The organism is Pelobacter propionicus DSM 2379, from assembly GCF_000015045.1.
Lineage (GTDB): Bacteria > Desulfobacterota > Desulfuromonadia > Geobacterales > Pseudopelobacteraceae > Pseudopelobacter > Pseudopelobacter propionicus.
The window spans coordinates 317,912-344,030 of the sequence record NC_008609.1 but is presented as its reverse complement, the minus strand read 5'-3'; the positions used below and the strand labels follow the sequence as shown (position 1 = coordinate 344,030).

24 protein-coding genes are annotated in these 26,119 nt (G+C 62.7%); 10 read left to right on the top strand and 14 right to left on the bottom strand.

The features are described 5' to 3' along the window. The 7 genes from fabZ to PPRO_RS01630 form a co-directional block, all read right to left on the bottom strand. The gene (fabZ, locus tag PPRO_RS01660; protein ID WP_041532085.1) at positions 1–450 is read right to left on the bottom strand and encodes a 3-hydroxyacyl-ACP dehydratase FabZ; all 450 of its coding nucleotides are present in this window, start codon (positions 448–450) and stop codon (positions 1–3) included. A gap of 138 nt (positions 451–588) precedes the next feature. After that, on the bottom strand, positions 589–1,347 hold the full coding sequence (locus tag PPRO_RS01655; RefSeq protein ID WP_011734289.1) for an NADH-quinone oxidoreductase subunit B family protein: 759 nt from the start codon (positions 1,345–1,347) through the stop codon (positions 589–591). A gap of 94 nt (positions 1,348–1,441) precedes the next feature. Continuing rightward, on the bottom strand, positions 1,442–2,956 hold the full coding sequence (locus PPRO_RS01650) for a hydrogenase large subunit (RefSeq protein ID WP_011734288.1): 1,515 nt from the start codon (positions 2,954–2,956) through the stop codon (positions 1,442–1,444). Continuing rightward, positions 2,953–4,386 (bottom strand): proton-conducting transporter transmembrane domain-containing protein, encoded by a 1,434-nt coding sequence (locus PPRO_RS01645; RefSeq protein ID WP_011734287.1) that lies wholly within the window; start codon positions 4,384–4,386, stop codon positions 2,953–2,955. Before PPRO_RS01645 ends, PPRO_RS01650 begins: the two co-directional genes overlap by 4 nt. 4 nt (positions 4,387–4,390) lie before the next feature. Further along, complete coding sequence (locus PPRO_RS01640; RefSeq protein WP_011734286.1) at positions 4,391–5,032, bottom strand: hydrogenase; 642 nt, start codon at positions 5,030–5,032, stop codon at positions 4,391–4,393. A 4-nt stretch (positions 5,033–5,036) separates the two neighbouring features. Beyond that, a complete protein-coding gene (locus PPRO_RS01635; RefSeq protein WP_011734285.1) occupies positions 5,037–5,945 on the bottom strand; it encodes a respiratory chain complex I subunit 1 family protein in 909 nt (302 codons plus the stop codon). An 18-nt stretch (positions 5,946–5,963) separates the two neighbouring features. Further along, the gene (locus tag PPRO_RS01630; protein ID WP_011734284.1) at positions 5,964–7,961 is read right to left on the bottom strand and encodes a proton-conducting transporter transmembrane domain-containing protein; all 1,998 of its coding nucleotides are present in this window, start codon (positions 7,959–7,961) and stop codon (positions 5,964–5,966) included. A gap of 187 nt (positions 7,962–8,148) precedes the next feature. Here PPRO_RS01630 and PPRO_RS01625 point away from each other — a divergent pair, with 187 nt between their 5' ends. Beyond that, positions 8,149–8,385, top strand: a complete 237-nt coding sequence (locus PPRO_RS01625; RefSeq protein WP_011734283.1) for a hypothetical protein — start codon at positions 8,149–8,151, stop codon at positions 8,383–8,385. Continuing rightward, positions 8,378–8,719: a type II toxin-antitoxin system PemK/MazF family toxin gene (locus tag PPRO_RS01620; protein ID WP_011734282.1), complete on the top strand. Its 342-nt coding sequence runs from the start codon at positions 8,378–8,380 to the stop codon at positions 8,717–8,719. The genes PPRO_RS01625 and PPRO_RS01620 overlap by 8 nt, the downstream gene beginning before the upstream one ends. Before the next feature lie 61 nt (positions 8,720–8,780). Here the strand turns inward: PPRO_RS01620 and PPRO_RS01615 are convergent, their stop codons facing one another. Next, positions 8,781–9,005, bottom strand: a complete 225-nt coding sequence (locus tag PPRO_RS01615) for a NifU family protein (RefSeq protein ID WP_011734281.1) — start codon at positions 9,003–9,005, stop codon at positions 8,781–8,783. A 138-nt stretch (positions 9,006–9,143) separates the two neighbouring features. Next, positions 9,144–9,353, bottom strand: a complete 210-nt coding sequence (locus PPRO_RS01610) for a DUF1737 domain-containing protein (RefSeq protein WP_041532084.1) — start codon at positions 9,351–9,353, stop codon at positions 9,144–9,146. Positions 9,354–9,765: 412 nt separating this feature from the next. Here PPRO_RS01610 and PPRO_RS01605 point away from each other — a divergent pair, with 412 nt between their 5' ends. The 4 genes from PPRO_RS01605 (at position 9,766) to PPRO_RS01590 (ending at position 16,243) form a co-directional block, all read left to right on the top strand. Further along, a complete protein-coding gene (locus tag PPRO_RS01605; protein WP_011734280.1) occupies positions 9,766–10,344 on the top strand; it encodes a TetR/AcrR family transcriptional regulator in 579 nt (192 codons plus the stop codon). Between the two features lie 111 nt (positions 10,345–10,455). Beyond that, entirely contained in the window at positions 10,456–11,640 is a 1,185-nt protein-coding gene (locus PPRO_RS01600; RefSeq protein ID WP_011734279.1) for an efflux RND transporter periplasmic adaptor subunit, read from the top strand. A 12-nt stretch (positions 11,641–11,652) separates the two neighbouring features. Further along, positions 11,653–14,817 carry an efflux RND transporter permease subunit gene (locus PPRO_RS01595; RefSeq protein WP_011734278.1) on the top strand — a complete coding sequence of 1,055 codons (3,165 nt, stop codon included), beginning with the start codon at positions 11,653–11,655 and terminating at the stop codon, positions 14,815–14,817. A 1-nt stretch (position 14,818) separates the two neighbouring features. Next, positions 14,819–16,243, top strand: coding sequence for an efflux transporter outer membrane subunit (locus tag PPRO_RS01590; RefSeq protein WP_011734277.1), 1,425 nt, complete (start codon positions 14,819–14,821; stop codon positions 16,241–16,243). A gap of 106 nt (positions 16,244–16,349) precedes the next feature. Here the strand turns inward: PPRO_RS01590 and PPRO_RS01585 are convergent, their stop codons facing one another. After that, the gene (locus PPRO_RS01585; protein WP_011734276.1) at positions 16,350–16,601 is read right to left on the bottom strand and encodes a hypothetical protein; all 252 of its coding nucleotides are present in this window, start codon (positions 16,599–16,601) and stop codon (positions 16,350–16,352) included. 209 nt (positions 16,602–16,810) lie between these two features. Between PPRO_RS01585 and PPRO_RS01580 the strand changes: the two genes are divergently transcribed. Both PPRO_RS01580 and PPRO_RS01575 read left to right on the top strand, forming a co-directional pair. Continuing rightward, positions 16,811–17,725: an AEC family transporter gene (locus PPRO_RS01580; protein ID WP_011734275.1), complete on the top strand. Its 915-nt coding sequence runs from the start codon at positions 16,811–16,813 to the stop codon at positions 17,723–17,725. A 285-nt stretch (positions 17,726–18,010) separates the two neighbouring features. Further along, complete coding sequence (locus PPRO_RS01575) at positions 18,011–18,580, top strand: nitroreductase family protein (RefSeq protein ID WP_041532083.1); 570 nt, start codon at positions 18,011–18,013, stop codon at positions 18,578–18,580. A 150-nt stretch (positions 18,581–18,730) separates the two neighbouring features. Here PPRO_RS01575 and PPRO_RS01570 read toward each other — a convergent pair whose 3' ends face one another. From PPRO_RS01570 to PPRO_RS01555, 4 genes are read right to left on the bottom strand one after another with little or no spacing between them, the layout of a single operon-like run. After that, the gene (locus PPRO_RS01570; protein ID WP_011734273.1) at positions 18,731–19,666 is read right to left on the bottom strand and encodes a thiamine pyrophosphate-dependent enzyme; all 936 of its coding nucleotides are present in this window, start codon (positions 19,664–19,666) and stop codon (positions 18,731–18,733) included. After that, entirely contained in the window at positions 19,660–20,850 is a 1,191-nt protein-coding gene (porA, locus tag PPRO_RS01565) for a 2-ketoisovalerate ferredoxin oxidoreductase subunit alpha (RefSeq protein WP_011734272.1), read from the bottom strand. Before porA ends, PPRO_RS01570 begins: the two co-directional genes overlap by 7 nt. Then, the gene (locus PPRO_RS01560; protein ID WP_011734271.1) at positions 20,847–21,137 is read right to left on the bottom strand and encodes a 4Fe-4S binding protein; all 291 of its coding nucleotides are present in this window, start codon (positions 21,135–21,137) and stop codon (positions 20,847–20,849) included. The genes porA and PPRO_RS01560 overlap by 4 nt, the downstream gene beginning before the upstream one ends. Beyond that, on the bottom strand, positions 21,134–21,709 hold the full coding sequence (locus tag PPRO_RS01555) for a 2-oxoacid:acceptor oxidoreductase family protein (protein ID WP_011734270.1): 576 nt from the start codon (positions 21,707–21,709) through the stop codon (positions 21,134–21,136). The genes PPRO_RS01560 and PPRO_RS01555 overlap by 4 nt, the downstream gene beginning before the upstream one ends. A 551-nt stretch (positions 21,710–22,260) precedes the next feature. Here PPRO_RS01555 and PPRO_RS01550 point away from each other — a divergent pair. Continuing rightward, on the top strand, positions 22,261–24,939 hold the full coding sequence (locus PPRO_RS01550; protein WP_011734269.1) for a PEP/pyruvate-binding domain-containing protein: 2,679 nt from the start codon (positions 22,261–22,263) through the stop codon (positions 24,937–24,939). 28 nt (positions 24,940–24,967) lie between these two features. After that, a complete protein-coding gene (locus tag PPRO_RS01545; protein WP_041532082.1) occupies positions 24,968–26,119 on the top strand; it encodes a PilZ-like domain-containing protein in 1,152 nt (383 codons plus the stop codon).

The window sequence follows — 26,119 nt, the reverse complement described above, 5'->3', positions numbered from 1 at the left end:
TTATTGGTTTGCATCCACAAGCGTTGCCTTGAAATCCGCCTCGCAAACCAGAGTATCCTCGACATAGGTCTTGCCGCTGATCACCCACACGCCGCGGCGACGCTGCAGGGTGGTCACTTCCAGGCGCAACTGGTCGCCGGGGAAAACCGGCTTCCTGAATTTGGCGTTGTCGATGGCCATGAAGTAGCAGACCTTGTTGTGATAATCAGTGCCGTCGGCCTTGTAGGCCATCAGGCAGGCCACCTGGGCCATGGCCTCCACGATCAGAACCCCGGGCATGACCGGATGGCCGGGAAAGTGTCCCTGGAAGAAGTGCTCGTCCATGGTGGTGTTCTTGATGCCGACGCAACGCTCGCCGCCTTCCAGCTCGATGATCCGGTCAACCATCAGGAAAGGGGGGCGATGCGGTAAAACCTTCATGATTTCATTAACGTCAAGATACATGTACATCCTCCTCGCAGGAAAAAGAGTATACCAGAAAATTCGAACGATGCTATCAGCGCTTTATGAAAAAGTCAAAAGAAACCCCCTCTCCCTGGCAGCTGAAATGTGCGCGCAAGAGAAAGGGGGAACTGGCCCGCGGCGGGTTCAGCGGATGCGGCGTATCAGCCGCAGCAGCCCGTCCAGGATTGTCAGCGGGCTGGGGGGGCAGCCGGGGATGTACAGGTCCACCGCTAGCAGGCCATCGGCGCCATTGCACACCTCGTCGTGGTCCTTGAAGGGTCCGCCGTTGATGGCGCAGGCGCCGGTCACGATGACCAGCTTGGGGTCGGGTATGGCGGCATAGGTATCCAGCAGGGCAAGACGCATGTTTTCGCTCACCGGACCGGTTATGAACAGGCCGTCGGCATGGCGGGGGCTGGCCACGAACTGGATGCCGAAGCGCCCCAGGTCCCAGCCGATGGTGGAGAGCACGTTGGTGTCCGCCTCACAGGCGTTGCAGCCGCCGGCGCTCACCTCGCGCAACTTGAGCGAACGGCCGTACAGGCGCAAAAGCTCTCTGCCCATGGCCTCGGCGGGCTGGTACTGCTCGGCGGCCCTGACCACGAGCCCCTCCCGACTGCGGCTGGCCAGAGCGGCATCGTTGCTGAAGGAGATTGCGCCCTGCCGGCACTCCTCGGCGCACTGGCCGCAGAAGAGGCACTTCCCCATGTCCAGACTCAGCGCCCCGTCAGCGGAAATGGCGCCGTAGGGGCAGCTCTCGGCGCAGGCACGGCAGCCGGATTCGCAGCGGGACGCGTCCAGCAGCGGCAGCCCGCGAAAACGGGGTGGCAACGGCAAGGGGGCATCGGGATAGGCGAACGTGCGATGCCCCTGGCGGCAACGTGCGAGAATGGCTCGAAGCATACTGACTCCAATTCAGAAGGTTTCACTCAGGGAAAAGCCGTGACTCGCAACCAGTCACGAGTCACGAGTCACCGGTTTCCAGTCACTGCATCTGTCACAGGTCAAACCCGCAGTAGGACAGGTTAAAGCTCTTGTTGCAGAGCGGGAAATCCGATATCTGCTGGTTGCGCAGCGCCAGGGCCAGACCGGTCCAGTTGTGGAAGGAGGGATCGGTGATCTTGTAGCGCTGGAAACGTCCCTCTCCGTCGGTCAGGGCGGTGTGGCAGATCTCTCCCCGCCACCCCTCGGTCAGCGCCACGGCGCAGCGGTCGGGCGCGACCTTGGTTGGCTGGTTGCGAAAGCCGCCACGGGGGAGATGCTGCAGCTGTTCCTCGATAAAATCCAGGGAGCGCTGCATCTCCAGCCAGCGCACCAGGGCGCGGCCGTACACGTCGCCGCTGGCGGCGGTGACGACCGGAATCTGGCTCATGCGGAAGATGCCGAAGGGGTGGTCGCGGCGCACGTCGCGGTTCACGTCGCAGGCGCGGGCGGCCGGCCCCACCAGCCCGATCTCCCGGGCAACCTCAGCGCTAAGCTGGCCGGTGTTTTCCAGGCGGGCCATGACCGAGGGGGTGTCCCAGAGCAGATTGATGGCCTGGGTCACCTCCCGACGCGCGATGTGTAACCGCTCCAGCACGCTCTGTGCGATTTCGGCGTCACAGTCATAGCCGAGCCCACCGGGGCGGAGCAGGCCGCGTCCGAAGCGGCTGCCGCACAACAGGGCGGTCATGTTGAGGAAATCGCCCCGGATGCGTCCGCAGAACGAGGAGGTGGGCAGATAACCCACATCACCGGCAATGGCCCCCAGATCGCCGGTGTGGTTGGCCAGGCGCTCCAGTTCCAGGGCCACGCCGCGCACCGCCTCGGCCCGGGGAGGCGCGAAAACCGCGCCCAGTGCCTCCATGTTCATGCAAAAGGCCTGGCCATGGCCGATGCTGGTGTCGCCGGCAACCGCCTCCATCTGGTGCATGGTTCGCGGCGACGGCCCGCCGATCAGGGCCCGCTCGATGCCGCGGTGCTGGAACCCCAAGGCGATCTCCAGGTGAAAGACCTCTTCGCCATGGCACTGGAAGCGGAAGTGCCCCGGCTCGATGATGCCGGCATGCACCGGCCCCACCGCTACCTCGTGGACCTCGTCCCCCTCCACGCGGTAGAAGTCCATCACCGCCGGCAGCAGGCCGGTGTCACTGTTCTTCCAGAACTGCTCCCCAGGGCGGAGCGGCTTCTGAAAGCGCACCGGCTTGAACCAGGGGTGCCCCTCCGGCCGCACCAGGCACTGCTCGGCGATCTCGCGTTCGAAGAGGTGCAGCTGGGGACAGGCCTCGGCCAGGGAGGGGAAGCTGTCCTTTACCCGGGTGGAGAAGATACCCAGGGAGCCGCTTCCCCTGGAGGCCATGACGCAGTAGAGGATCGCCCCTGAGGAAGAGGGAGCGCCGAAATAGGAGCAGATCCGCCAGCCGTGCCCGGTGGCGTCCAGGATTCCCTGGAAGAAGCCGTCGTTGTCCAGCAGGGGGATCTCGCCGCGCCCGAAGCAGGCGCCGTTGTGGAAGGTCTTCATGCCGTGACTCATGCCCGCACCTCCAGAAGCGACGCAGCCGCGCGCAGGATAGCCAGCAGCGGCTCAGGTATCCAGACCCCCAGCAGAAACACAACAAGCAGCATGACCAGGGGCGGCCCCACCGTCCAGACCGTGTCGCGGTAGGGGCTTGACTCACTGGACTCGGGCACCTCACCCATGACCATGGGGAGCACGGTCAGGGCCATGCCGATGAAGATGATGGTCAGGGAGAGCAGGAAGAGCGCCGCCACCAGCATGCGCCCCTGCATGAAGGCGCTGCTGACGATGGTGAATTCGCTGATGAAGGGGGCAAAGGGAGGAGAACCGGTGATGGCGATGAAGCCGGCCAGGAACAGCCCCCCGGACCAGGGGAGCCGCCGCAGGGCGCCCGCCACCTGGCTGGTGCTCTTGCTGTTGTAGGAGCGGTGGATGTTCCCCGAGGAGAGGAACAGCACCCCCTTGGTCAGGCCGTTGGCAAAGACATGAAACAGTGCGCCGAAGATGGCCTTGCCCCCCAGCCCCAGGGCCACGGCCATGATGCCCACATGCTCCACGCTGGAATAGGCCAGCATCCGCTTGAAGTCTGCCTGGCGGGCCATGAATACCGCGGCCAGGAACATGGAAATCAGCCCCATGGCCACCAGGGCGTTCTGGAAGAAGACGATCTCCCGGGTGGCCAGGCAGAGCTGGTAGATGCGCAAGAGCGCCAGAAAGGCCAGGTTGACCAGGCCGCCGGCCAGCATGGCGCCCACCAACCCAGGGGCCTCGCCATAGGCGTCCGGCTTCCAGGTGTGCAGCGGCGCCAGCCCCATCTTGGAGCCGAAACCGACCAGCAGGAACACGAAGGCGGCATGTACCCAGCTAGGGGAGAGCCGGGGCGCGTCGCGCATCAGGTCGTCCAGCAGAAGCGACGGCTCCATGCCGGAAACGATGGTGGAATAAGCCAGGAAGAAGAGGCCGATCAGGGCCAGGGCGACCCCCACGGAGCAGATCAGCAGATATTTCCAGGTGGCTTCGATGGAGCGGGCGTTGCGGTTGAAGTAGATCAGGGGCGCCATGGAGATGGTGGTGGTCTCCAACGCCACCCAGAGCAGCCCCAGGTGATGGGTTGTCGTCACCAGGGAGGCGGCGGACAGGCAAACCAGCAGGCCGATGCAGAGGATGCGGCTGGAGCGCTCCCTGCGGTAGGCCAGGTAGCCCAGGGCGTAGAGGGAACAGAACAGGAACAGCACGCTGGTGCAGAGCAGAACGATCTTGCCCAGGGGGTCCAGGTTGAACCACCCGCCCGGAGAAGGGAGTGGGGTACGGTACAGAAGCCACAGGGTCAGCCCCAGGTGGGGGAAGGCGAACAGGGGCAAAAGCGCCGGGCGAAAACGGTCGCCGGGGAGCAGCCAGGCCAGCAGGGCGCCGGCGAGCGGTAGCAGTATCAGAGCGGCGAGCATGTATCTACTCCTCTTTCAGGGAGGTCAAGCGCGAGGTGTCCAGGGAGGAGAATTCGCGGCTGATGTGGTTGATGACGATCCCCATGACAAAGGTGCCCACCAGCAGGTCCAAGAGCACACCCGCCTCCACCATCAGCGGCATGGCTTCGGCCAGCAGCAGGCCGAAGATGAAGATGCCGTTTTCCAGCACCAGATAGCCCAGAACCTGGGAGATGGCCTTGCGTCGGGTGGTCAGGATCAGGAAGCCGCTCATCAGGGTGGCTATGGACGCCGGCACGAACAGGTAATTCTGGTGTTCGGGGAGCAGGGGGAGCTTGCCGGCAAAGCCGAAGGAGAGCGCCGTGAAGAGCGCTCCCAGAAGCAGGGTCGGAACATAGCCCATAAACGGTTCCACCTCGCGCTTGATCTCGGCGGAACGGATGGCGCGCCCCAGAAGCAGCGGGATGATCACCCCCTTGATGACCAGGATGCCCACCATGATGGCCACCAGGTGCCAGGAAAAGGGGTGAATCAGGCCGGGAAGGATCCCCAGGATGACACCCTGGACGGCAACGGCGCGGATGGAGAAGACCAGGCGGCTGGTGCCGATGGTGATGAAGTTGATCAACAGGACGAGGACGAGCAGCTGGTCGGGTAATGAGAACATGGAGTCACCTGATGACGAGCAGGGTGGAAAACGCGGCCAGGATGGTTGCGGCCACCAGCAGTTGCGGAACCCGGACCAGCCTGAGGCGGGCCATGACCGATTCCACCACGCCGATGGCGACCGCCAAGAGCAGCATGGAAACGACGAAGATCCCCCAGTCGGCCAGGGGGTTAGCGCTGGTGAAGGGGAGCGCCAGGTGCATGAAGAAGGCGCCCAGCACGAACAGCTTCAGCGCCGCCCCGTACAGGATCAGTCCGAAGGCCGGGCCGCTGTGGTCCAGCACCATCACCTCGTGGATCATGGTCAGCTCCAGGTGGGTGGTGGGGTCGTCGAAGGGGATGCGACAGTTTTCAGCCAAGAGAACGATGAACATGCCGCCGATCAACAGCAGCATGGCGGCGCCGGCATTCAGCCAGAGCCGCTGATCCAGGCCGGAGAGCATACCGGTCAGGGAGTAACTCCCCGAGAGCCGGGAGAGGGTGATCAGGGCGAAGAAGAGGGTCGGTTCGGCCAGGCAGGAGTAGGTGGCCTCGCGGGCCGTGCCCATCCCCTCGAAGCTGGAGCCGGTGTCAAGGGCGGCGGCCATGGTGAAGAAGCGCCCCAGGGCAAACAGGTAGGCGTAGAGGATCATGTCCCCCTGGAAGGAGATCGGCGCGGGATGGGCGCCGAAAGGGACCAGCAGGCTGGCTACCAGGGTCGTTGCCAGGCCCACGATGGGACCAGCGCGGAAGATCCAGGTGGTGGTGGTGCTGAATACGCTTCCCTTGCGCAGCAGACGGAGGATGTCGTAGTACGGCTGCAGGAAGGGCGCACCGAGCCGGCCGGCAAAGGCCGCCTTGGTCTTGGCGATCACCCCCAGCAGGAGCGGCGGCATGATCAGCGCCAGCAGGATGTGAATCAGGCTGTTCGTCATAAGCCCCCCGTGATTGGTTCAGTGTGCCCAGAGCATCAGGATCAGCAGCGTGGCAAAGATATAGATCATGTACACATGCATCCGGCCGTGCTGCAGGCGCATCAGAAAAGCGAACAGCAGCCCGGCCAGGGTGAACAGCGGAGCGATGATCCGGTCCAGCACTGTCTCCGTGGGCCGGTCAACGCAGTCGGCCGTCAGCGGAAAGAGCCCCGCCAGGGCGGGACGCTGGATGCGCTGGCGGATGAAACCGTTGAAGACGGAAACGGCGTACTCGGAAAACGATGTGGCCGTGTACTGGATCCGCGCCGTTCCCCGCTGATAGCCGCATCCCCAGGTGGGTCCGCTGGCCTGGGGCGCCCGCGCCAAGAGCATGCGCCAAAAAAAGAACACCAGGGCCGAAACCAGCAGCAGGAACAGCCCAAGCTGCGAGAGCTGCTCTAGGGTCAAGGCATAGCCCAGGGAGAGGGTGGCGCTCGCCCCGGGCGGAACGAACAGCGCCAGGGCCGGTTCAACCAGGCGCAGCCCGTACTGGGGCAAGAGACCGACCAGCAGGCAGAGCAGCGCCAGGAGCGCCAGGGGAATCAGCATGGCAGGACCCGCCTCATGGGTATGGCCGGCCTCCACATTGCGGGGTACACCGAGGAAAATGCAGCAGTACAGCTTGGTAAAGGCAATCAGCGCCAGCCCCCCCACCAGCGCCAGGAGCGGCGCCAACAGCACCAGGAAGGTCAGGCTTGCGGCCTGGAGCTGGGAGAAGAAGCCCAGGTAGAGCAGGAATTCACTGACAAAACCGTTCAGGGGGGGAATGCCGCAGATGGCCAGGGAGCCGACCAGAACCAGGAAGGCCGTCTTCGGCATCCCCTTGGCCAGCCCTCCCATCAGGTTCATGTCGCGCGTTCCGCTGGCGTGGATGATGGCACCGGAACCGAGGAAGAGCAGCGGTTTGAACAGGCTGTGGTTGAGGATGTGCAGCATGGCGCCCGCCATGCCCAGGTAGGCCAGGGTCGTGTTGTGGCTGGAGATGCCCATCATGGCCACCCCCAGGCCAGTGGTGATGATGCCGATATTCTCGATGCTGCTGCAGGCCAGTAGGCGCTTCAGGTCACACTGGGCAACGGCGAAGGAGATGCCCAGCAGGGCCGAGGCGATTCCGGTCAGGGCCAGAAAGGCTCCCCAGGAGAGCGGCGGGTCGCGGAAAAAGGTCAGGGTGCGGAAGATGCCGTAGAGCCCCATCTTGAGCATGACCCCGGACATCATGGCGGAGACGTGGCTGGGTGCGTTGGCGTGGGCCGATGGGAGCCAGATGTGCAGCGGCATGATGCCCCCCTTGGCGCCGAAGCCGATGAAGGCCGCCAGGGCAATGGCCAGGGAGGCGGCCGGCAGCGCGGAGAGCGAGCCGGCAGGGGGGAGGAGGAACGAGCCGCTGCTGCTGGCCAGCAGGGAGAAGTAGACGAACAGGGCGGCGGTGCCGCAATGGGTGGCAACCAGATAGACGATTCCGGCCCGCCGCACGTCCTCCCGGCCATGCTCCGTTACCAGCAGGAAATAGGCCGACAGCGCCATGACCTCCCATACCATCAAAAAAAAGGCGCTGTTACGCGCCATGAGCAGTATCGCCATCGATGAGGCCAGAAGGCCGTAAAAAAACGTCAGCATGGGCTCGCTGCCGCGATTCTTTGTGGCAGGCCAGTACCCCAGGGCAAAGAGCGATCCCGCCCCGGCCACCAGAAAGACCGGCAGCAGGAAAAAGGCCGAGAGCGGATCGATGGCCAGTTCGCACGGTCCGAAGGGGAGTCCCCATTCAAGAACATAGGCCGGGACCCTGTCGCTGAACAGCAGCATCAGCGCTGCCGGAATGCCGGCCAGGCTGGCCAGGATCGTGATACCCGTGGCCAGGATCTGTCCGGGGCCGGGTGTGCGCATGAACAGGCCGGGGAGACCGGCGCAGCCCATGGCAAGCGCGGCAACTATCGCCAGGAATGCAGGGTCGCCCCCCACCTGCGGAGCATAAAACATGATAGGAGCTCCTTGGAAAGGATGATACATAGAGTGTTTTTCTGGAAAAGACTCACAGCAACGGGTAAATGTGAATAGTGAACCTCCAGCGCCGTATGAGTCAATAAAAAAATAGCGCTTGTTATATTTTATGTGGTATTGTTGAAAACGTGTCGTTATTATTAACGACATACAAGGAGCTAACAACATGTCAATAACGCGGCTTAACATTACGCTGCCAACACACATCGTGGACGACGTCAAGGCGCTCTACGGACCGCGCGGGATCAGCCAGTTTCTGGAGGAGGCCGCAGCCGAGAAGCTGGCGGCGCTGAAAAAGAGCGCCTACCAGGGGCTGATCGAGGGATATCAGGCAACGGCCGAGGAAACGGTGGAAGTGCTCAAGAAGTTCGAAAACGTGGTAACGGAGAAACGCGATGTTTAAGCGGGGCGGCATCTATCCGGTCAACCTGGCCCATCACGGAACCGGCCTGCAGGAGAGTTGCCCCTGCCTGGTGGTCAGCAACAATATCAGCAACGAATACTCGTCGGTGGTGACCATCATCCCGCTCTCGACCACCAACCTGGACCGGATCTACGATTTCGAGTGTTTCCTGCCAGCAGCAAAGAGCGGTCTGACCGTTGACGCCAAGATCAGCTCGCACATCATCATCACCATCGACAAGAGCGCGGTGGTGGGCGAACGGGTGGGCTTTCTCAACAAGGGGCTGATGGAGCAGGTGGAAAAGACGCTCCGCCTGCAGCTGGCTCTGGAGTAGCGGGCACAAAAAAACCCCGCCGGGCTGGCGGGGTTCGGGTACGCAATGCGGAACCATCGTACTAGGGAACCTGAACGACCTCTTTCACCGCGGGAATCTGTTCCTTCATGGCACGCTCGATCCCCATCTTGAGGGTCATGGTGGACATGGGGCAGCTGCCGCACGCGCCTTTCAGACGCACCTTGACAATTCCGTCCGCCGTCACTTCAACCAGCTCCACATCTCCGCCATCCGCCTGCAGGGCGGGACGCACCTGCCCAAGAACCCTCAATACATCTTCTTTCATGCTCTCATTCTCCTTTATCGTCTATGATCTACCACTGCGCCACACACCATCGCTTCATGCACCGCAATTTCCACAACCGGGGGGGCGTCCGAGCAGCCCCCCCCGGCAATATCGGCCTCTTCTCCTCGTGGAGAAGAGCTATTTAACCAGAAACTCCTCTTCCAACTGGGGCGAAGGGATAATCTTCACCAGAACCTGCGTATAAAGCGGCGCGACCGCGCCATTGATGATCGGCGTAGAGACCTGTAACCCCTCATAGGGTTGCCATCCCTGTGATAACGCCTCATTGACCCTGGCTTTCAGGGCAGTTACATCGTTTTCGCTGACAACCGAGTATTCCGTAATCATAGTCCACTCCTTTCTATTCCAGTACCGGCTTCACGGAAAGAAATGACAGTTTTTCGACCATAGTTGCTGTCACCGCAAATGTCAATATGATGATATCCGGAGCATGCCTCCTCGACATGGGCGGCGCCGTGAACGCACCGTACCCACCATGCCTCCGTCAACGGCCATTAGCCCGTGCATTCCGGACAACCTCCCACCCCCCTCCGTCGCCAGCATTCTCTTTTCCAATCCCGGACCGCGGCATGCACTCCCTGCCCCGCCTCTCGGTTAAGATAAGCGGTTTCCCGGGTCACCCGCTTACAGTATACCCGATGGATGACCGCCGCGCTTTCATGAAATTATGCCTTGACAGAGCAGGAACGCGTCCGTATTTTGGAATGAACGTTCATTCCGAAGGAGCATTACACACATCATGTCGAAACCAGACAAACGAGATGAGATTGTCCGCGCAGCCCTGGAACTGATAGCCGAGCATGGCTTCCATGGAGCCCCCATGGCCATGATCGCCGAGCGCGCCGGTGTGGGCGCGGGCACGATCTACCGCTACTTCGAGAACAAGGATGTGTTGATCAACGAGCTCTACCAGGAAATCGAGAAACGTATCGTGGCTGCGCTCCACCAGGGCTACTCGCGGGAAAAACCGTTCCGGGAACGCTTCGTCCATCTCGGCACGACGCTGTTGCGCTATTTCATCTCCAGTCCGCTGGATTTTCGCTACGTAGAGCAGTTCCACAACTCCCCCTTCGGCGTCGCCTTCCGCCGCGACAAACTGCTGGGCGACACCACCAGCGGCTGTGACGTGATCAAGGAGCTGTTCGAACTGGGAGTGGCGCAGCAGATCCTGAAGGATTTCCCCCTGGTAATCCTGTTCGACCTGTTCTTCGGTCCGGTCGTTTCGCTTGCCAGGGACCACATCCTGGGCTTCATCCAACTGGACGAGGCCATGATCCGCCACATCATCGAGGCCTGCTGGGATGCCGTCAAACGCTGATTCATCAACGTCTATTCGCCCTGCTTGACCTGACCGGGTCTGCAGCACAAACTTCCACACAAAAAGACTGAACGTTCATTCATTTTATTTCACGTATCGAGGTAGCGAACCATGCATGTCACACAAACAATCAAACGCGCCACTCTCCTGGCCGGTATTGCCGGGGTACTCATGCTCAACGGCTGCGGCAATAAACAGTCGGGCGCAACCCCACCCCCCGCTCCCCCCGTGGTAGGCGTCGTCATCATCAAACCCCAGCGGGTGGAGTTGACAACGGAGCTGGCCGGACGCACGGCCGCCTACCTGGTGGCCGAAGTGCGTCCCCAGGTGAACGGCATCGTCCAGAAGCGGCTGTTCACCGAAGGGAGCGACGTCAAGGCCGGCCAGGTCCTCTACCAGATCGATCCCTCCACCTATCGCGCCGCCCATGCCAGCGCCAGGGCCTCGCTCTCCCGCGCCGAGGCGACGCTGGTCTCGGCCCGGCTCAAAGCCAAGCGCTACGGGGAACTGGTCAAGATCAACGCCGTCAGCCAGCAGGATCATGACGATGCCTACGCTGCCCTGAAACAGGCCGAGGCGGACGTGGAGTCCAGCAAGGCAGCCGTGGAATCGGCCCGCATCAACCTGGCCTATACCCGGGTTACCGCCCCCATCTCCGGAAGAATCGGCAGGTCGCTGATCACCACCGGCGCGCTGATGACCGCCAACCAGGCCACCGCCCTGGCCACCATCCAGCAGTTGAGCCCGGTCTACGTGGACATAACCCAGACCAGCGCCGAATTGCTGCGCCTGAAGCACGCCCTGGCCAGCGGCCAGATGAAGGGGGGCGGCCAGGGAGGCACTAAGGTCAAGCTGCTTCTGGAAGACGGCAGCACCTATCCCCATGAAGGCGTGCTGAAGTTTTCCGACGTGACCGTCGACCAGAGCACCGGCTCGGTCACCCTGCGCTCCGTCTTTGCCAACCCGAAGCAGCTTTTGCTCCCCGGCATGTACGTGCGCGCCGTGATCCAGGAGGGGGTCAACGAAAACGCCATCCTGGCGCCCCAGAAGGGTGTCACCCGCAACTCGGCCGGAAATCCCACCGCACTGGTGGTGGGAGCCAACAACAAGGTTGAGTCGCGCCTGCTCACGGTTTCCCGAACCATCGGCGACTCCTGGCTGGTCAACGAGGGGCTCAAGGCCGGCGACCGACTGATCGTCGAGGGCACCCAGAAGGCCAAGCCGGGGAGCAGCGTCAAACCGGTGGCATACACTCCACGCACGGGCGCGGCAACCGCAACGGCAGCGGCACACTAGAGGAGATTTCACATGGCTCAGTTTTTCATCGATCGCCCCATCTTCGCCTGGGTGATCGCCATCATCATCATGCTGGCCGGCATACTGGCCATCAAGCAGCTCCCCGTTGCCCAGTATCCGGCCATCGCCCCACCCCAAGTGTCCATCAACGCCACCTATCCGGGCGCATCGGCCAAAACCATTGAGGATACGGTCACCCAGGTCATCGAGCAGAAGATGAACGGCATCGACAACCTGACCTACATGTCCTCCACCAGCGATTCAAGCGGCAGTGTCACCATCACCCTGACCTTCAACGCCGGCACCGACCCGAACATCGCCCAAGTGCAGGTGCAGAACAAGCTGCAGCTGGCAACGCCGCTCCTGCCCCAGGCGGTGCAGCAGCAGGGTATCAAGGTCACCAAGTCAACCAAGAACTTCCTGATGGTGGTCGGTTTCGTCTCCGAAGACGGCAGCATGACCCGCTTCGATCTGTCCGACTATGCGGCGGCCAACGTTTTGGACATCGTCAGCCGTCTGCCGGGGGTGGGTGAAACCCAGATGTTCGGCTCCCAGTACGCCATGCGCATCTGGCTCGACCCCCACAAGCTGCATAACTACAACCTGACCCCGAATGACGTAAAGAGCGCCATCAAGGCCCAAAACGTCCAGGTTTCCGCCGGGCAGCTGGGGGGCAACCCCTCTCCCCAGGGACAGCAGCTCAACGCCACCATCACGGCCCAGACCCTGCTCAAGACCCCGGAGGAGTTCGGAGCCATCATCCTGCGCACCAACAGCGACGGCTCCAGCGTCCATCTGCGCGACGTGGCCCGCAGCGAACTGGGCAGCGAAGACTACTCTTCCATGGCCCGCTTCAACGGCAAGCCGGCCGCCGGCATGGCCATCAAGCTGGCCACCGACGCCAATGCCCTGGATACCGCTAAAGTAGTCAAGGACAAACTGGCCGAACTGTCCAAGTTCTTCCCCAGCGGCATGAAGGTGGTCTACGCCTACGACACCACCCCATTCGTCAAGATCTCCATTGAAGAGGTGGTCAAGACACTGGGTGAGGCGGTCGTGCTGGTCTTCCTGATCATGTTCCTGTTCATGCAGAACATCCGCGCCACCCTGATCCCCACCATCGCCGTGCCGGTGGTTCTGCTGGGCACCTTCGGCGTGTTGTCCGCCTGCGGTTTTTCCATCAACACCCTGACCATGTTCGCAACCGTCCTGGCCATCGGCCTGCTGGTGGACGACGCCATCGTGGTGGTGGAGAACGTGGAGCGCATCATGACCGAGGAGGGGCTCTCCCCCAAGGAGGCCACCCGCAAATCAATGCGTCAGATCACCGGCGCCTTGGTGGGCATCGCCCTGGTCCTGTCGGCGGTGTTCGTCCCCATGGCCTTCTTCAGCGGCTCCACCGGCGTGATCTACCGCCAGTTCTCCATCACCATCGTCTCGGCCATGGTGCTCTCCGTACTGGTGGCCATGACCCTGACCCCGGCCCTCTGCGCAACCCTGCTCAAGCCGGTAGAGAAGGGGCATGTGGCGGCTGACAGCGGCTGGTTCTCCGGCTTCTTCCGCTGGTTCAACGCATGGTTCGACCGTGGCAGGGAAAAGTACGAGGAGATGGTGGGGCGCTCCTTCGGTAAACCGGTGCGCTACCTGGTGGTTTATGGCGCCATCGTGACCGCCATGGTGCTCTTCTTCCTGCGCATGCCCACTGCCTTCCTGCCCGACGAGGACCAGGGCATGCTCTTCTCCATGGTACAGCTGCCGGTGGGCGCCACCCAGGAGCGCACCCTGGAGGTGCTCAAGGATGTGGAAAACCACTTCCTGGTCGACCAGAAGGAAGCGGTGGAATCGCTGTTCACCGTGGCCGGCTTCAGTTTTGCCGGCAACGGCCAGAACATGGGTCTGGCATTCGTCAAGCTCAAGGACTGGGAGTTGCGCCAGCGCCCCGACCTACGGGTCAAGGCGGTGGCCGGCAAGGCCATGGCGGCCTTCTCAGGCTTCCGCGACGCCCAGGCCTATGCCTTCGCCCCCCCGGCGGTCATGGAACTGGGCACCTCAAACGGTTTCGACTTCCAGCTACAGGACCGGGGAGGATTGGGGCATGAAAAGCTGATGGAGGCCAGAAACCAGCTGCTGGGCATGGCGGCCCAGAATCCCAACCTGATGGCGGTGCGGCCCAACGGCCAGGATGACACCCCCCAGTTCAGGCTGGACATCGATCAGGCCAGGGCCGAGGCCTACGGCCTCTCCATCTCCGACATCAACGACACCATCTCCACCGCCTGGGGCAGCTCCTATGTCAACGACTTCGTCGACCGGGGCCGCACCAAGAAAGTCTATATCCAGGGAGACGCACCCTACCGCATGCTCCCTGAAGACGTGAACAGATGGCATGTGCGCAACGCGGCCGGGACCATGGTCCCCTTCTCGGCCTTTGCCTCGGGTCACTGGAGCTATGCTTCCCCGCGCCTGGAACGCTACAACGGACTCCCCTCCATGGAGATCCTGGGGCAACCGGCGCCTGGCAAGAGTACCGGTGTGGCCATGGCCGAGATGGAGAAGATGGCGGAAAAGCTGCCGGCCGGTATCGGCTTCGAGTGGACCGGACTTTCCTACCAGGAACGCCAGGCCGGCGCCCAGGCCCCAGCCCTGTACGCCATTTCACTCATTGTTGTCTTTCTCTGCGTGGCCGCCCTGTATGAGAGCTGGACCATCCCCTTCGTCAACATACTGATGCTGCCGCTGGGTATCGTCGGGGCCGTCATGGCAACAACCGCACGCGGGCTGTCAAACGACATCTATCTGCAGATCGGCCTGCTCACCACCATGGGGCTTTCCACAAAAAATGCCATTCTGATCATCCAATTCATCAAGGAGCAGATGCATCAGGGGTTGGGGCTGACCGAGGCCACCCGCGCCGCCGTCAAGACCCGCCTCCGCCCGGTCATCATGACCTCGCTGGCATTCTTTTTCGGCACACTGCCGCTGGCCCTCACCAAGGGGGCCGGAGCAGGGGCGCAGAACGCCATCGGCACCGCCGTAACCGGAGGGATGCTCTCGGCCACTTTCATCGACCTGATCTTCATACCGTTCTTCTTTGTCCTCGTATCCCGACTGTTCGGCAGAAAAAACCCGTCAGCCAACGAAAAGAGCGAACGTATCACCGCACCGGAGGTCAACTGACATGAAACACGCCTTCTTGAAAAAAGCCTTCTTTCTTCACTTGAGCGGGCTGTTATTCCTGGCCGGCTGTTCCATGGCGCCCAACTATACCCGGCCTGAGGCGCCGGTTCCCCAGGCCTGGCCCAGCGGACCGGCCTACAAGGGCGCTGCCAGCCAAGCACTGGAGCCTGAGGCGGTGCAGCTGAAGTGGGAGCAGTTCTTTATCAACCCGCAGCTGCGAAAACTGATCAAACTGGCCCTGGACAACAACCGCGACCTGCGGATTGCCACTCTCAACGTGGAGAAGTCCCGTGCCCAATACCGCATCCAGCGCGCCGACCTGCTGCCCAGCATCAATGGTAACGGCAACGCCACCATGGAGCGGACACCGTCCGACCTCTCCAGCAGCGGTGAGGCCATAACCTCCCACAGCTATACCCTGAATCTGGGGGTCAGCAGCTACGAAGTGGATCTGTTCGGCCGCGTACAGAGCCTCAAGGATCAGGCCCTGGAGCAGTTCCTGTCAACGGAGCAGGCGGTGCGCAGCGTGCGCCTCTCACTGGTGGCCGAGGTGGCCAACAACTACCTGACCCTGGCCGCCGATCGCGAGCGACTGAAGTTGGCCAGGGAAACGCTTGAAAGCCAGCGGGTTTCCTACAACCTGATCAAGAGCCGTTTCTCCGCTGGCGCCTCGTCCGAACTGGACCTGCGCCAGGCCCAGACCAGCGTGGATTCGGCACGGGTTGACGTGGCCCGCTACACCAGCCAGGTGGCGCAAGACGAGAACCTGCTGGCACTGGTGGTGGGAGGCCCGGTTCCGGCGGAACTCCTCCCCAGTGGCTTCGAAGCAGCGGGAATGATGCGGGAGCTGTCCAGCGGTGTGCCGTCGGAGGTGCTCCAGCGGAGACCGGACATCATGGAGGCCGAACACCTGCTCAAGGGGGCCAACGCCAACATCGGCGCGGCCCGGGCAGCCTTCTTCCCCCGCATCACCCTCAACACCAGCATCGGCACCTCCAGCGACCAGCTGAGCGGTCTCTTTTCGCCCGGCTCATTCGCCTGGGGTTTCGCCCCCCAATTCACCCTGCCGATCTTCGACTTCGGCAGGAACAAGGCAGGCCTGACCGTTGCCGAGCGGGACCGGGACATCTACCTGGCCCAGTACGAAAAGTCGATCCAGAGCGCCTTCCGGGAGGTGGCCGACGCCTTGGCCGTAAACGGGACAATTACGGAGCAGTTGGATGCGCAGCAGTCCCTGGTCCAGGCCACATCGGAAAGTTACCGTCTCTCCCAGGCCCGCTACATGGGGGGTATCAGCAGCTACTTGGACGTGCTGGTTTCCCAGCGCTCGCTCTACACCACGCAGCAGTCGCTGATCGGCGTCAACCTGACCAAGCTCTCCAACCTGGTGACGCTCTACAAGGTGCTGGGCGGAGGGAGCGAGTAGGCCCTCCCCCTGGACGCAGAGACACCGTGATCCCCTTTCCCGGGGAATCACGGCGTCTCGTCATTTCAGCCCACCCTTGCCGCAGGTATATCAGAGGATCTCCTCCTCACACAGCCTCCTTCCACCCCCTCTGGCGCAGTTCCTTCTTCAGGGTCAGCATCTCCTGACGCAACTTGAGCACCTCCGCCTGGCTGGGCATCCCCTTGAACTGGTACCGCAGCAGCATGTATTCGCCATGAATGTCCTTCAGGCGCTGCTCAAGCTCGCCGTTGGTGGCGCGCAGGTGGTTGTTCTCCTCCTTGAGCTCCTCGATTTCCCTACGGTATTTTTCAAACAGTGCCATATCAACGGTTTTCATGATCTACGCTCCCCGGCCGGCACGACACGCCCGCCTCCATGGAAACAGTATAGCAAAAACAATAATTTAAATGCAGCTGTTTCCTGGTCACACAGCGTCAGGGGGGCACCGGGAGATGCCCGATTTTTTCTCACCAATCGGGCCGAATCCGTGCGAGAATCCCCCTTCACCCCCATGCGGCAACCCACGAAAGGAGAGGAAGAGGAAACATGGCACTACTGGAACGGATCATAGCCATCATTCTGCCGGTGTTCATAATCGTAGCTGCCGGCTACGCCTATGCCCGCCTGCGCGGCGAAACGGCACGGGCGGACATGGGGGTGCTCAACCGCCTCAGCAGCGATCTTTTCTGCCCCCTGCTGGTCTTCACCGCCCTGTCAGGCAGGGACTTCAGCCTGGCCGACAACGGCACGCTGATCCTGGCGGGCTTCCTGATATCTCTGGGCTCGGGACTTCTGGCCTGGCCCGTTGCCCGCATGCTGGGCTACGATGCGCGCAGCTTCGTCCCCCCCATGATGTACAACAACTGCGGCAACATGGGATTGCCCCTGGCACTGCTGGCCTTCGGCCCCACCGGCCTGCCGGCCATGATCGCGCTGTTCATGGCCTGCAACCTGGTGTTCTTCTCCGTCGGCATCAAGATCCTGGAATCGGGCCGCCACGGCGGCAAGGGTTCCCCCCTCTCCTTTTTGGCCAGCCCGATGATGATCTCCATCATCGCTGGGATTGCCTTCTCCCTTGCTAGGCTGAGCGTAGCCGCGCCCCTGTTCAACGCCATGAAAATGATCGGAGACGCCAGCATCCCGATGATGCTCTTCGCCCTGGGCATCCGCATGCTGGACGTCAATCTGGCCAGCTGGAAGATCGGCCTCACGGGCGCCGCCTTCTGTCCCCTGGCCGGCCTGGCAGTGGCGTTCCTGCTGGAGTTCGTGCTGCCGCTGACCGAGCGGCAGCGGGGGCTGATGTACCTGTTCGCTGCCCTGCCGCCGGCGGTGTTCTGCTTCATGATGGCCGAGCAGTACCGCCAGGAACCGGACCGGGTGGCCGCCATCGTGCTGCTGGGCAACCTGGCCTCGCTGCTGTTCGTGCCGCTGGGGTTGTGGATGGGTATGCGGGTGGGATGAGAGAGACAACATGGAACGGCGGCTGGGTGCTGCCGGAGAGAGCGCATCAGGGCGCTTTCGTCGTAATTCCTGGCGAAATTAAGCGTCAACAGCCGATACTGTCTGAAGCCCGGAGGGCTGAGTTTATTGGCTGTAGCAAAATGAGCCATGGAATTACAGAAAGAGCCCATCCGCGCGAACGAAGGCAGCCCCCAGCCGCCGTTTCAAGATTGATATTTCGGAAAAAGGGGTAGGAATGCGACGCCATGCTGAGACGCTCTCCCCAAAAACAGAGGAGACATGTGCATGCTGAAAGAACTGGTAGTGAAGAACAGGAGCTATCGTCGTTTTCACGAAGAGGTACGCATCGAGAGGGGAACGCTGCGCCAGCTGGTTGAGTTGGCGCGCCTCTCCTCCAGCGGCGCCAACCTGCAGTCGCTGAAATACCTGCTCTCCGCGGAGCCGGAGAAGAACGCCCGCATCTTCACCACCCTGGGGTGGGCCGGGTATCTCAAGGATTGGGACGGCCCGGTTGAGAGGGAGCGCCCCAGCGCCTACATCGTCATGCTCTTTGACAGTGCCATAGCAAAGACCTGCTTCTGGGACCACGGCATCGCCGCCCAGAGCATCATGCTGGGCGCGGTGGAACAGGGGCTGGGCGGCTGCATGTTCGGCAACGTGAACCGGGACGAACTGCGCCGGGTGCTGGATCTGGACGAGCGCTTTGAGATCCTGATGGTCCTGGCCCTGGGCAAGCCAAAGGAGGAGGTACGCCTGGTGCCGCTCCCGCCTGACGGCGACATCAGGTACTACCGCGACGCCGACGGGATGCACTACGTCCCCAAGCGCTCGCTGGAGGAGATCATCCTGGGGTGACTGCCGTTTCTCCGCCCCCTCGTACAGCCGCTCTCCTCCGATTTCCCTGTCTTTTTAGGATCAACGCTCCAGAAAACCATAACAGAAACGGGCGCAACCTTTACGGTTAGCGCCCGTTTCTCATATAAGTCCGTCGTGCGGGAAGCTGACTTACAGGCCCATGGCCTGTTCCCGCTGCAGCCGCTGCCAGCAGGCATCAACCTGGCTCTGGGCTTCCGCCAGGAGCTGTTCGTTGCCCGGTTTGAACAGGTGCTTGAAACGTCCCTGTGGTTTCAGGAACTCGGTCAGCGGCTTCTTCTCCCGGGAAGTGACCGTGATGCGGGTGACCCCGTTCTCCACCTCGTACAGCGGCCAGTAGCAGGTTTCCACCGCCAGGCGGGAGAGCTGGATGGCATCGTCGGTGCCGGTCCGCCAGCCGCGGTTGCAGGGGGCGATGACGTTGATGAACTTGGGACCCCTGATCTCCAGGGCCTTGCGGACCTTCTTCATCAGGTCCTGCCAATGGCTAGGCGATGCCTGGGCCACGTAAGGGATGCCGTGGGCAGCCATGATCCTGGTCATATCCTTAGCCTGCTGCGGCTTGCCCGTGCTCACACTTCCCACCGGGCTGGTGGCGGTGTCGGCGCCGAAGGGGGTGGCCGAGGAGCGCTGAATGCCGGTGTTCATGTAGGCGCCATTGTCGTAGCAGATGTAGGTCAGGTCGTGGCCGCGCTCCATGGCACCGGACAGGCTCTGGAAGCCGATGTCGGCGGTTCCCCCGTCCCCGCCGAAGGCCACGAACCGTATGTCGTCGGCCAGCTTGCCCTGTTTCCTGAGCGACCGGTACATGGTCTCCACCCCTGCCAGAGTGGCGGCCGCGTTTTCAAAGGCGCTGTGTATCCAGGGAGTTTTCCAGGAGGTGAAGCCGTCGATGCTGGTGGAGACCTCCAGGCAGCCGGTGGCGTTGGCCACCACCAGCGGGTACTGGGCAGCCATCATGACCATCCTGACCACGATGGGCGCGCCGCAGCCGGTGCACATGCGGTGACCGGGGGCGAACAGTTCCTCTTTCCGGGACAGTTCCCTCAGGTTGAGTGGTGTCAGCATGCTCCCTCCCGTAGGCCGATGTATTCCTTGACACCGCGCACCTGGCCGCCCCGGGCGATATCCACAAGCTCGTCCAGCACCTGCTCGGCCTGCTCCGGCAGGTAGTCCCTGCCCCCCAACCCGAAGATGCGGTTGACCAGCACCGGCCTCCGGGGAGCGTTGCAGAGCACGCCGGCGATATCCAGGTAGAGCGGCCCGAAGGAGCCGCCGAAACTGTCCGAGCGGTCCAGCACGGCAACCGCCTTGAGGTGACCCAGGGCCCGGCCGATCTCGGCATAGGGAAAGGGGCGGTAGAGGCGCGGCTTGAGCAAGCCGGCCCTGATCCCCTTTTCGCGGTAGCGGTCGATGACATCCTTGGTGGTGCCGGCGGCGGAACTCATCACCACGATGGCGATCTCGGCATCATCCAAACGATAGCTCTCGAACAGGCCGTAGCTGCGTCCGGAGAGGCGGCCGAACTCCTCGCCCACCCGGGTCACCACCTGGGGCACGCCGGCCATGACCTGCTCGTGGGCCTTGCGGTACTCCATGTACAGGTCCGACAGGATCAGCTGGCCGTAGCTGACCGGGTGCTTCAGGTCCAGCAGGGGGTTGACCTGCCGGTAATCGCCCACGAATGCCCGGGCCGCCCCGTCCTCCACCCAGCGCATGCTGGTGATGGAGTGGCTGGTGATGAACCCGTCCAGACAGACCATCACCGGCAGGCGCAGATCGGGATGCTCGGCAATCCTGAAGGCCTGCAGCATGTTGTCGAAGGCCTCCTGGCTGTTTTCCGAGTAGAGCTGGATCCAGCCGCAGTCGCGCGTGCCCATGCTGTCGGAATGGTCGCAGCCGATATTGATCGGCACGGACAGGGCCCGGTTGCAGACCGCCATGACAATGGGGAGTCGCATGCCGGAGGCGATCATCAGCAGTTCCCACATCAGGGCCAGCCCCTGGGATGAGGTTGCAGTGGTCACCCGGCCGCCGGCAGCCGCAGCGCCGATGCAGGCGCTCATGGCGCTGTGCTCGCTCTCGGCCAGCAGGATCTCCGTGTCCACCCGGCCGTTGGCGGCATGGGCGGTGAAGTTGTGCATGATCTCCGTGGCCGGCGTGATGGGATAGGCCGAGCAGACGTCCGGGTTTGCCAGGCGCATGGCATTGGCCACCGCCTCGTTGCCTGTCGAGGCAACCATTGTGGTCATCGGGCCCCCTCCTCTTCCATGACAATGGCCTTGTTCCCCTTCTTGCCGGGGCACTCCAGGGCGCAGATGCCGCACCCCTTGCAGAAATCGTAGTCGAATTCGCCGCGCCCGTTGTCAGCGGTCAGTACGGACGTGTCCGGGCAGTAGACCCAGCAGAGCATGCAGTGGACGCAGTTCTCGCGGATCCAGACCGGCTTAAAGGAGCGCCAGGAGCCGGTCTTGAAGTTTCGTGAGCTGCCCGGATCGGTTATGACCACCCCGGGAGGAAGTTCCCGCCAGTTCGTCATTGCTCCACCGCCTCATCGAAACCCCGTCTGGTCGCTTCAAGGTTTCCCGAGATGATCTGTTGGCTGAACTTCTTTTCGAAGCTCCGTGCCATGTCGTCCAGGGCGGCCTGCAGGCTGAGCATGCCGGAGACCCTGGTGACGCAGCCGATCAACGGCGCGTTGGGCATGGGACGGCCGATGGTATCGATGGCAATCCTGGTGGCGTCCACCGTAACGACCTTCTGGGTCGGGCCGGCCTGTATCCTGTTGCGCATGTCCGCGGCATTCCCGCGGCAGTTGATGATGAAGGCTGCGTCAGCGGGAGCGCCTTCGGTGACATCGATGCTCTCCAGCAAGGTCTCATCGACAACCACGACGATGTTGGGACGGATCACCGGGTAGTGCCCCCTGAGCTCCCGGGCGCTGACCCGGTTGTAGGCCCGGATGGGAGCGCCGGCCCGTTCCGGCCCGTACTCCGGGAAGGCCTGCACAAAGCGTCCACCGTTAAGGCAGGCGTCGGCGAACAGCTTGCAGGCGGTAACCGTACCCTGTCCGCCCCGTCCATGCCAACGAATCTCGATTGTATCCGTCACTACTCCTCCTCTACCCGTTGTGAGTATCGCTCGCTCTCGAGCCTCGCTTAATTGTATACAGCATACAGTCCCTGGCCTGGGAACAGCTGTTCCAGGCGGCTCAACTCCGGATCGGGGCTCCGTTACTGCGGCCGCTCCCGTTTGCTGCGATGCGGGCTTGCCCAGCCCACGGGGAGTCGCATATTCGACCTATGTCCATCTTGGGAAGGAAACGTCGGAAAAGGCGGACGTACGGCGGAAAAACAGCATGAACGTCAAAAGTGCGCGCGACTATAGCACAGATCCCCGCCCCATTAAAGAAAATACTGTTTGATTAATATCCGTTGTGAAACAGTGACTTGACAAACAATCCCTGCCCAGGCAACGCCTCCCCGTCCCGTGCGGCTGAGCGCCGCGCCAAGCGACCCTGCGGACAAAAAGCGCTTTATCGGACTTTCCAAATCATGCTAAAGGTAATACTCCCGTACGAGGCTCGGTCGAGCCATGCTTCCCGGCCCCGCCCTGCTGCCGCCCCGTCCCCGTGACCCGCTGACCGACCGTGGAGGTGCACCATGCCCGCTTTCGACAGGATTTCCTCCGGACTGCCAGGCCTCGACCAGATCCTGGACTGGATCAGGCTGGGAGACAATGTGGTCTGGCAGGTGGAATCCGTAGGCGAGTACCGCGACATTGTGGCACCCTTCGCGCGCCAGACCCTGGCCGACGGCCGCACGACCATCTACATCCGCTTCGCCCCCCATGAACCGGTGCTGGACCCGCTGCCCGGCCTGACCATCCACAGGCTCGACCCCTCCAGCGGCTTTGAATCCTTCACCGGCGAACTTCACCGGATCATCGCCGAAGCGGGACGCGACGCCTTCTACGTCTTCGACAGCCTGTCCGAGTTGCAAACCGCCTGGGCAGCCGACCTGATGATGGGCAACTTCTTCATGGTCACCTGCCCCTACCTGTTCGAGCTGGATACGGTGGCCTGGTTCTGCCTGCTCAGGCAGCGCCACAGCTACGACACCGTCGCCCGCATCCGGGAAACAACGCAGATCCTGCTCGACCTCTTTTCCGACAACGGCTACCTGTACGTCCACCCCCTGAAGGTCTGGAAGCGCTACTCCCCCACCATGTTCTTTCCCCACCGCTTCCGCCTGTCCGAACCCGACGACATCAGGCCGCTCACCGACGGCGTGTCCGTGAGCAGGTTTTACCGGCTGGCGGCCGGTCCCCCGGGACTGGAGCGGGGGGAGTCGACCCGCAACCTGGACAGCTGGGAACGCTTTTTCCTGGACGCGGCAAAACAGGCCCGCAGCCAGGAATTTCACGACGGGGAGCTGCCTGACCTGGTCAGCCGCATGGCGCAGCGGCTGATCGGCCAGGCGCCCCGTTTCCTCGACATGGTGGTGCGCAACTGCTCCGTGTGGGATCTGCTGGAGGTCAGGGAACGCATGATCGGCTCCGGCATGATCGGCGGCAAGGCGGCCGGGATGCTGCTGGCCCGCTGGATCGTCGCCCGGGCGCTCCCGGACATAGCCCCCCTGATCGAGCCCCACGATTCCTGGTACATCGGCTCCCACGTCTTCTACACCTACCTGGTGCACAACCGGCTCTGGAAGCGGCGCATCATGCAGCGCACCGAGCAGGGCTATTTCAGCGAGGCGCCGGGGCTGGCCCGGGGGATCCTCGCCGGCGACTTTCCCGTCCGCATACGGGAAGAGTTTGTCCGCATGCTGGAATACTACGGCCAGAGTCCGATCATCGTCCGCTCCAGCAGCCTGCTGGAGGACAGCTTCGGCCATGCATTCGCCGGAAAGTACGAATCCATCTTCTGCGTGAACACCGGCAGCCCCGAAGACCGGCTGGATGCACTGGAGGAGGCGGTCAAGCGGGTCTACGCCAGCATGATGGACGAGTCGGCCCTTGCCTACCGCCGCCAGCGCGGCCTGCAGAAGCAAGACGAGCAGATGGCCATCCTGGTGCAGCGCGTGTCGGGTTCGCTCTTTTCCGGGCTGTTCATGCCGGCGCTGGGCGGCGTGGGCTATTCCTTCAGCAGCTGGCGCTGGCAGAGCGACCTGGACCCATCGGCCGGCATGCTGCGCGTCGTGGCCGGCCTGGGAACGCGGGCCGTGGACCGGACCGGAAACGACTATCCCCGGCTGGTCAGCCTGGACAGGCCTGACCTGGATCCCTCCACCAGGGGGCGCAACCGCTACAGCCAGCGCTATGTGGACTGCCTCGACCTGGACACCCGCCAGTTGATCACCCGCGACCTCGCCAACGTGCTCTCTCTGCTCCCCGACTGGCTGGCCACACGCCTGGCCGAGCGTGACGCCACGACCGAGGCCAGGCTCCGCGAGCAGGACAGGTTCGATCCGGTATACCTGGGAACCTGCCCGGGCCTTGTCGGGGAGGTGAGCCTGCTTGACGCCCTGCGGCGCATCCTGGCCACCCTGCAGGGCGAATACGGGAACCCGGTGGACATCGAGTTCACGGTCAACTGGACCGAGTCGGGGGACTTCATGGTCAACCTGCTTCAGTGCCGCCCCCTGCAGACCCCCGGATGCGGCGCAACGGCCCGACCCAACGCTAGCTCTACCGTTTCCCCGGACCCCGGCGCCGTCATGCTACGGCTGGAGAGCACCACCATGGGGCCCGCGCTGCACTGCCGGGTGGACGCGCTTATCATGGTCGACCCGGCCGGCTACCACGCCCTCCCCTACCGTGACAAGCCCTCGGTGGCCCGCGCCATCGGCCTCCTCAACAACCACTACCGCCAGCAGGGGGCAACGGTGATGCTGCTGGCGCCGGGGCGCATCGGCACGACCTCGCCCGAGCTGGGGGTACCGGTTTCCTTTGCCGAGATCAGCCACATGGGGATGATCTTCGAGATAGCCTGTCCGGAGGCCGGCTACCAGCCCGAACTTTCCTGGGGGAGCCACTTCTTCCAGGACCTGGTGGAGGCGGAGATCTTCTACGGCGCCATACCGCACGAGGCGCTGGCCGCTGAGTTGATCGGGCCGGAGGGGGGCGGGAATATCTTCAAGAGCGACTTTTTCAAAGGGGAGGAAGAGCTGTTCGCCCGGCTGGCGCCCGACAGCGCCCTTCCCCCAGGGCTGGTTTCGGTGTATGAACCTGATGACCTCCTGTTCTCGTCGGATGTCATCAACGGCAGCTGCCTCTGCGGCCGCGGCCAACAGCCCGGAGCTGACCCCCACGCCGGCCAGGCGTACCAGGAAGTCTGACAACGTTCAACCGGGAAAACAGACCACTATGAACAGCACCATAAGCGGCAACGGACAGCCTCCTCCCCACTTCGTCGGAATGAAGGTGGAGGTGGGCATCCCCCTGTCGGACAACACCGCCTTTCGCGACTGGGCCATCATCAACCAGGTGGAAAACGACCTGATTTCCCTGCAGCTCTCCCGCGACATCCTGCCGGCCGGGGTCAGCCTGCGCGTCGGCCAGATCCTGACCATACGCAGCGAGTACGATTTCCAGGTCCACATCTGCCGCGCCTATATTGTCAGCAAGGGGTTCGAACAGGAGCTGCTCCTCCGCCTCACCGGCGCAATCGTGGCCAACGAGTTGCGCGAGTTCTACCGCATCGACGCGTTCCTGCCGATCAGATTCCATTCCCTGCCCGGACAGGATCCCGAAAACGTGAACAAGCTGTGGCACGAGTGGCAAAAACAGCGCATGGAGGAGGAGAAAGCCCGGGAACAGCGACGGCTGGAGGCCCGACGGGAGAAGATCCGCGCCGAGAAGCGGGCCCGGGAGCAGCGGCTCCAGGAGGGAGCGCCTTCCGTCGAAGGGGGCGACGGATCCCGCGAGGAGGAAGAGCTGGATAACGAGTACGACGAATCCTGGGGTTCGGTTACATCGGTGGCGGTCAATATCAGCGGCGGCGGCCTGAGGATCTCCACCGACCAGCTATTTCCGGTCGACGAGCCGCTGCTGCTGGAGATCTTCGTCCCCTCGTCGCGCCGCATCGTGGATGTTGCCGCACGGGTGATCTTTTCCCGTCAGAACGACGCGGCAGGGGAACGCCAGACCTGCTTCAACACCGGTTTGCAGTTCATGTTCATCGACGAGGCCGCACGCTCCGCCATCAACCAGCACACCAGCGGCATACAGTTGAAGCGCATACGCCAGTTCAAGGGATTCGCCGACGTGGAGCCGCTCAGCGTTGACGGCAACCTGGCGGCGAACAGGCACTACGCCTACCTGGATACCGTCGAGGCCGGGGAAAGCCATCGGGCCATCTGGTGGAAAAGGCGCAGGCAACTGGTTCTGGGCATGGTGTTCGCCGGCATCATCTGGCTGCTCTACCTGTACTTCTCCGCATATGTCAGCAACCATCCCAAAAGCGTGATCCATCAGATGTTCGAAACCGGCATCAGAAAAATGAAGGGTGAGCTGTAG

Bases quoted from the DNA above. Each gene is read 5' to 3' on its own strand.
- PPRO_RS01590 (WP_011734277.1), top strand. From the start codon at position 14,819: ATGAAACACGCCTTCTTGAAAAAAGCCTTCTTTCTTCACTTGAGCGGG.
- PPRO_RS01610 (WP_041532084.1), bottom strand. From the start codon at position 9,353: ATGATTACGGAATACTCGGTTGTCAGCGAAAACGATGTAACTGCCCTG.
- PPRO_RS01545 (WP_041532082.1), top strand. From the start codon at position 24,968: ATGAACAGCACCATAAGCGGCAACGGACAGCCTCCTCCCCACTTCGTC.
- PPRO_RS01595 (WP_011734278.1), top strand. From the start codon at position 11,653: ATGGCTCAGTTTTTCATCGATCGCCCCATCTTCGCCTGGGTGATCGCC.
- PPRO_RS01560 (WP_011734271.1), bottom strand. From the start codon at position 21,137: ATGACGAACTGGCGGGAACTTCCTCCCGGGGTGGTCATAACCGATCCG.
- PPRO_RS01645 (WP_011734287.1), bottom strand. From the start codon at position 4,386: ATGCTCGCCGCTCTGATACTGCTACCGCTCGCCGGCGCCCTGCTGGCC.
- fabZ (WP_041532085.1), bottom strand. From the start codon at position 450: ATGTACATGTATCTTGACGTTAATGAAATCATGAAGGTTTTACCGCAT.
- porA (WP_011734272.1), bottom strand. From the start codon at position 20,850: ATGACCACAATGGTTGCCTCGACAGGCAACGAGGCGGTGGCCAATGCC.
- PPRO_RS01630 (WP_011734284.1), bottom strand. From the start codon at position 7,961: ATGTTTTATGCTCCGCAGGTGGGGGGCGACCCTGCATTCCTGGCGATA.
- PPRO_RS01650 (WP_011734288.1), bottom strand. From the start codon at position 2,956: ATGAGTCACGGCATGAAGACCTTCCACAACGGCGCCTGCTTCGGGCGC.
- PPRO_RS01600 (WP_011734279.1), top strand. From the start codon at position 10,456: ATGCATGTCACACAAACAATCAAACGCGCCACTCTCCTGGCCGGTATT.
- PPRO_RS01550 (WP_011734269.1), top strand. From the start codon at position 22,261: ATGCCCGCTTTCGACAGGATTTCCTCCGGACTGCCAGGCCTCGACCAG.
- PPRO_RS01575 (WP_041532083.1), top strand. From the start codon at position 18,011: ATGCTGAAAGAACTGGTAGTGAAGAACAGGAGCTATCGTCGTTTTCAC.
- PPRO_RS01625 (WP_011734283.1), top strand. From the start codon at position 8,149: ATGTCAATAACGCGGCTTAACATTACGCTGCCAACACACATCGTGGAC.
- PPRO_RS01570 (WP_011734273.1), bottom strand. From the start codon at position 19,666: ATGCTGACACCACTCAACCTGAGGGAACTGTCCCGGAAAGAGGAACTG.
- PPRO_RS01635 (WP_011734285.1), bottom strand. From the start codon at position 5,945: ATGACGAACAGCCTGATTCACATCCTGCTGGCGCTGATCATGCCGCCG.
- PPRO_RS01640 (WP_011734286.1), bottom strand. From the start codon at position 5,032: ATGTTCTCATTACCCGACCAGCTGCTCGTCCTCGTCCTGTTGATCAAC.
- PPRO_RS01620 (WP_011734282.1), top strand. From the start codon at position 8,378: ATGTTTAAGCGGGGCGGCATCTATCCGGTCAACCTGGCCCATCACGGA.
- PPRO_RS01605 (WP_011734280.1), top strand. From the start codon at position 9,766: ATGTCGAAACCAGACAAACGAGATGAGATTGTCCGCGCAGCCCTGGAA.
- PPRO_RS01655 (WP_011734289.1), bottom strand. From the start codon at position 1,347: ATGCTTCGAGCCATTCTCGCACGTTGCCGCCAGGGGCATCGCACGTTC.
- PPRO_RS01580 (WP_011734275.1), top strand. From the start codon at position 16,811: ATGGCACTACTGGAACGGATCATAGCCATCATTCTGCCGGTGTTCATA.
- PPRO_RS01585 (WP_011734276.1), bottom strand. From the start codon at position 16,601: ATGAAAACCGTTGATATGGCACTGTTTGAAAAATACCGTAGGGAAATC.
- PPRO_RS01615 (WP_011734281.1), bottom strand. From the start codon at position 9,005: ATGAAAGAAGATGTATTGAGGGTTCTTGGGCAGGTGCGTCCCGCCCTG.